Below are 4841 nucleotides of genomic sequence, written 5' to 3' on the forward strand. Positions count from 1 at the left end.
GCTGATGCGCGACGGGGCCGAGGTCATCACCCGCGAGCAGGTCATGCCGGGCATCCCCGAGATGATCCACGAGATCCAGGTCGAAGCGACATTCCCCGACGGAACCAAGCTGGTCACCGTCCACCTGCCGATTCGCTGAAGGAGGGTTGCGCCATGATCCCTGGCGAGATGTTCGTCAAGCCCGGTGAGATCGTCCTGAACGACGGACGCGACGCCGTCACGCTCGACGTCGCCAATACCGGCGACCGGCCGATCCAGGTCGGCTCGCACTATCACTTCTACGAGACCAACGGCGCGCTGTCCTTCGACCGGGAAAAGGCGCGGGGCTTCCGTCTCGACATCCCCGCCGGTACGGCGGTCCGGTTCGAACCGGGCCAGACCCGCTCCGTCAATCTGGTGGCCTATGCCGGCACCCGCGAAGTCCATGGCTTCACCGGCAAGATCAACGGCAAGCTCTGAAACCACGGGAGGCGTCCGCCATGGCTTATCGTATCGATCGCGGCGACTATGCCGCCATGTTCGGCCCTACCACCGGCGACCGCATCCGCCTTGCCGATACCGAACTGATCGTGGAGGTCGAAGCAGACCACACGATCTTCGGCGAGGAAGTCAAGTTCGGCGGCGGCAAGGTCATTCGCGACGGCATGGGCCAGTCGCAGGTGACCCGCGCCAACGGCGCCGTCGATACCGTCATCACCAACGCCCTGATCATCGATCACTGGGGTATCGTCAAGGCCGATATCGGCATCAGGGACGGCCGGATCGCCGCCATCGGCAAGGCCGGCAACCCGGATGTCCAGCCCGGCGTCACGATCGTCGTCGGCCCCGGGACCGAGATCATCGCCGGCGAGGGCAAGATCGTCACCGCCGGCGGCCTGGACGTCCATATCCACGCGATCTGTCCGCAGCAGGCGGAAGAGGCGCTGTATAGCGGCGTCACGACGCTGATGGGCGGCGGGACGGGGCCGGCGGCCGGCACCTCGGCCACCACCTGCACGCCGGGACCCTGGCACATCGACCGCATGCTCCAGGCGATCGAGGCGCTGCCGGTCAATTTCGGCCTGTTCGGCAAGGGCAACGCCAGCCAGCCAGCCGCCTTGGTCGAACAGGTCAACGCCGGCGTGGTGGCGCTCAAGCTGCACGAGGACTGGGGCACGACGCCACAGGCGATCGACACCTGCCTGACGGTCGCCGAGGACATGGACATCGCGGTCGCGATCCATACCGACACGCTCAACGAGTCGGGCTTCGTCGAGGACACCATCGCCGCTTTCAAGGGGCGCAACATCCATGCCTTCCACACCGAAGGCGCCGGCGGAGGCCATGCCCCCGACATCATCAAGGTCTGCGGCCTCGCCAACGTCCTGCCCAGTTCGACCAATCCGACGCGTCCGTTCACGATCAATACGGTGGACGAGCACCTGGACATGCTGATGGTCTGCCATCACCTGGACCCGCGCATCCCGGAGGACGTCGCCTTCGCCGAAAGCCGGATCAGGCGGGAGACCATCGCGGCCGAGGACATCCTGCACGATATCGGCGCCTTCTCGATGATCTCCTCCGACAGCCAGGCCATGGGCCGGGTCGGCGAGGTGATCATCCGGACATGGCAGACGGCGGACAAGATGAAGCGGCAGCGCGGTGCGCTGGGGGAAGAGCAGGGCGACAACGACAACTTCCGGGTCAAGCGCTACATCGCAAAATACACGATCAACCCGGCGCTGACCCACGGCGTCGCCGACCAGATCGGCTCCATCGCGGTCGGCAAGCTGGCGGATCTGGTAGTCTGGACGCCGGCCTTCTTCGGCGTGAAGCCCGATATGATCCTGAAATGCGGGACGATCGCCGGCGCCCTGATGGGCGATCCCAATGCCTCCATCCCGACACCCCAGCCTGTCCATTACCGCCCGATGTTCGGCGCGATGGGACGGGCGCTGACGGCCAGTTCGGTGACCTTCGTCAGTCAGGCAGGGTTGGAAAGGGATCCGGCTTCAAGGCTTGGCCTCAATCGGCCGCTGGTCGCCGTCAGGGGCATCCGCAGCATCGGCAAGAAGCAGATGATCCACAACGACCTGACCCCGCATGTCGAGGTCGATCCGGAAACCTACGAGGTCCGCGCCGACGGCCAACTCCTCACCTGCGAGCCGGCCGAGGTCCTGCCGCTCGCCCAGCGCTACTTCCTGTTCTGAGGCATTCCCCATGCTCCGCCGAGCCACCCGTGTCCACCCAGCAGGCCATTGGCCGCAAGCCGATGCCGCCGGAAGCGTCACGCTCGCCTTCGACGACCGGTTCCGCCGCCGCATCCAGCTCAACGACGACTCGGGCGATCCCTTCCTGCTCGATCTGGCACGGGCCATCGTGCTGAACGACGGCGACGCGCTGGAACTCGACGACGGCACGCTGCTGACCGTGCGCGCCGCCGAGGAGGACCTTGCGGAGGTTCGCTGCCCGACGCCCGAAACGCTGGCCCGCATCGCATGGCATCTCGGTAACCGCCACCTTCCGGTCCAGATCGCCGGCGACGCCGTGCGGCTGCGCTGGGACCATGTCATCGCCGACATGCTGACCGGGCTGGGAGCGGAGGTGGTGCGGCTGCGCGCCGGTTTCACACCTGAATCGGGCGCCTATGCTCACCACGACCACTGAGCACCTGACGCGGCTGATGGCGTGGCTGTCGCCGACCTTCCCGATCGGCGGCTACACCTACAGCCACGGGATCGAGTACGCGGTCGAGTCCGGTCATGTTCTCAACAGGGCGGATCTCGTTCGCTGGGTCGAGGCGATCCTGAAGCATGGAGCGGGCCGGACCGACGCCGTCCTGTTCGCAGCGGCATACCGCGCTGTGAAGGCCGGCGACGAGGCGGCTTTGATCTGGGCGGCGGAGCGCGCGGACGTCCTGCGCGGCAGCAGCGAGCTGGCTCTGGAAAGCACGGCGCAGGGGACGGCTTTCCTCTCGACCGTGACCAATACGTGGCCGCCCGACGGTCTCTCACGCTGGACCGCCGTGCTCGCCACGACCGGGCGTCCTCCCGCCCATGCCGTCGCGGTGGCCATTGTCATGGCCTGCGCCGGGATGCCCCTGGAGATGGCCCTCGCCGGTTTCATGCATTCGTTCGCCGCCAATCTCGTTTCGGCGGGAGTGCGGCTCGTTCCCCTGGGACAGACCGACGGACAACGCGCAATAGCCGAACTCGACCCGATCATCCATCGGGCGGCGGCCCGCGCGCTCGATGCCCGGATCGAGGATCTCGGCGGGCGTGCCCCGATGATCGACTGGGCCGCCATGTCACACGAAACGCAATATACGAGGCTCTTCCGCTCATGACACAGGCCATCGAAAACCCAGCTTCCGGCGCTGTCCCGATCGTCAGGTCCCATACCGGACCGCTCCGCGTCGGGATCGGCGGACCGGTCGGTTCCGGCAAGACGGCACTGGTCGATTCGCTGTGCAAGCGCATGCGCGATGCCTGGGATGTCGCCGCGATCACCAACGACATCTATACGCGGGAGGACGCAGAGTTCTTGACCCGCAGCGGCGCGCTCGACCCGTCGCGCATCCTCGGCGTGGAGACGGGTGGCTGCCCACACACGGCGATCCGGGAGGATGCGTCGATCAACCTCGCCGCCGTGGACCAGATGAACAAACGGTTTCCCGACCTTGACCTGATCTTCGTCGAGTCGGGCGGCGACAACCTTGCGGCGACCTTCTCACCGGAGCTGGCCGACCTGACGATCTACGTCATCGACGTTTCGGCGGGCGACAAGATCCCGCGCAAAGGCGGACCCGGCATCACCCGTTCCGACCTTCTTGTCATCAACAAGATCGATCTGGCGCCCCATGTCGGCGCGAACCTGGACGTAATGGACCGTGACGCCCGCAAGATGCGCGGTGATCGGCCATTCCTGTTCAGCAACCTGAAGACGGGGCAGGGGCTGCAGGAGATCGTATCGTTCATCGTCCAGGCCGGCGGCCTGCCTGCGCCCGGCTGATCGGCATCCCATCGCTCCGCCCACGGAACAGGAATGCCTCTCAAATCGTTTCTTGTTCGCTCAACAGGATTTTCTATTGGAGAGGCAAGCGTGAACAAGGTCATCAACGACATATACGAACAGGTGGCCGGCGGGGAGGAGAACCTTTCCCAGGTCGAACGCTGGACCTCGATGCTCGGCGGCGTCGTGCTGGCCGCGGCCGGCCTTCGTCGCGGCGGTGTCCAGGGGGCGGTGATGGGCGTCGCAGGCGGTCTGCTGGCTGCACGCGGCCTTAGCGGTCACTGTGCGGTCAAGGCGATGATGAACGAGCGGCCGGGCGGCTATCTGGATCGCGCGGCAGACTACCTGAACCCGGATCGCCGCTCCTCGGATGAACGGCCCGACCGTCCGTGGAATCGGGTCGATGAGGCCTCGGACGAGTCCTTCCCGGCCAGCGACCCGCCGTCCTTCACTCCCGGCCGTGCCTGATCGGGTTCGAGCCGACCTAACGGCGACTTGCTAAAATGCGCCGGCCCTCCTCGGGGGGCCGGCGCATTTTGTTTCTCAACCGGTATGACCACATTCCGGTACCGAGGTTACCCTTATATTTCAAAGCTTTCCATTATCGAGAAAAATCACCAAACACTATGAAATTGCCATACAACCGTGCTAAGTTGCAGTTGCTTGGTAATGATCCGGTGCCGCGATAATCAGAGGCACCGATGCAAGCGAAAGAACGATAACACAGCTCCGAACAGAGCTATGCACGGCTTGGCTGTGCAACCGGGGGAAGCGCATGCAGGGTGAGCACATACTTGAAACCCGAAGTCTGACCAAGGAGTTCAAGGGTTTCATCGCGGTAAAGGACGTCA

Annotated in this window: 7 protein-coding genes; all 7 read left to right on the top strand. The window is 65.1% G+C overall.

Annotated elements, in window-relative coordinates:
• Positions 1 to 139 (top strand): urease subunit gamma (locus tag AC5JJ6_RS41695; protein WP_496047708.1); only part of this gene is annotated, 139 nt, incomplete at its 5' end.
• A gap of 14 nt (positions 140 to 153) precedes the next feature.
• Positions 154 to 459: an urease subunit beta gene (locus AC5JJ6_RS41700; protein WP_496047702.1), complete on the top strand. Its 306-nt coding sequence runs from the start codon at positions 154 to 156 to the stop codon at positions 457 to 459.
• A 20-nt stretch (positions 460 to 479) separates the two neighbouring features.
• A complete protein-coding gene (ureC, locus tag AC5JJ6_RS41705) occupies positions 480 to 2189 on the top strand; it encodes an urease subunit alpha (RefSeq protein ID WP_496047703.1) in 1710 nt (569 codons plus the stop codon).
• A 10-nt stretch (positions 2190 to 2199) separates the two neighbouring features.
• Complete coding sequence (locus AC5JJ6_RS41710) at positions 2200 to 2646, top strand: urease accessory protein UreE (RefSeq protein WP_496047704.1); 447 nt, start codon at positions 2200 to 2202, stop codon at positions 2644 to 2646.
• Positions 2627 to 3325, top strand: coding sequence for an urease accessory protein UreF (locus AC5JJ6_RS41715; RefSeq protein ID WP_496047705.1), 699 nt, complete (start codon positions 2627 to 2629; stop codon positions 3323 to 3325). Before AC5JJ6_RS41710 ends, AC5JJ6_RS41715 begins: the two co-directional genes overlap by 20 nt.
• Positions 3322 to 3990, top strand: coding sequence for an urease accessory protein UreG (ureG, locus tag AC5JJ6_RS41720; RefSeq protein ID WP_496047706.1), 669 nt, complete (start codon positions 3322 to 3324; stop codon positions 3988 to 3990). The genes AC5JJ6_RS41715 and ureG overlap by 4 nt, the downstream gene beginning before the upstream one ends.
• Before the next feature lie 90 nt (positions 3991 to 4080).
• Positions 4081 to 4458, top strand: coding sequence for a YgaP family membrane protein (locus tag AC5JJ6_RS41725; RefSeq protein ID WP_496047707.1), 378 nt, complete (start codon positions 4081 to 4083; stop codon positions 4456 to 4458).
• Positions 4459 to 4841: the final 383 nt, after the last annotated feature.

This window comes from Skermanella sp. (genome assembly GCF_059503625.1).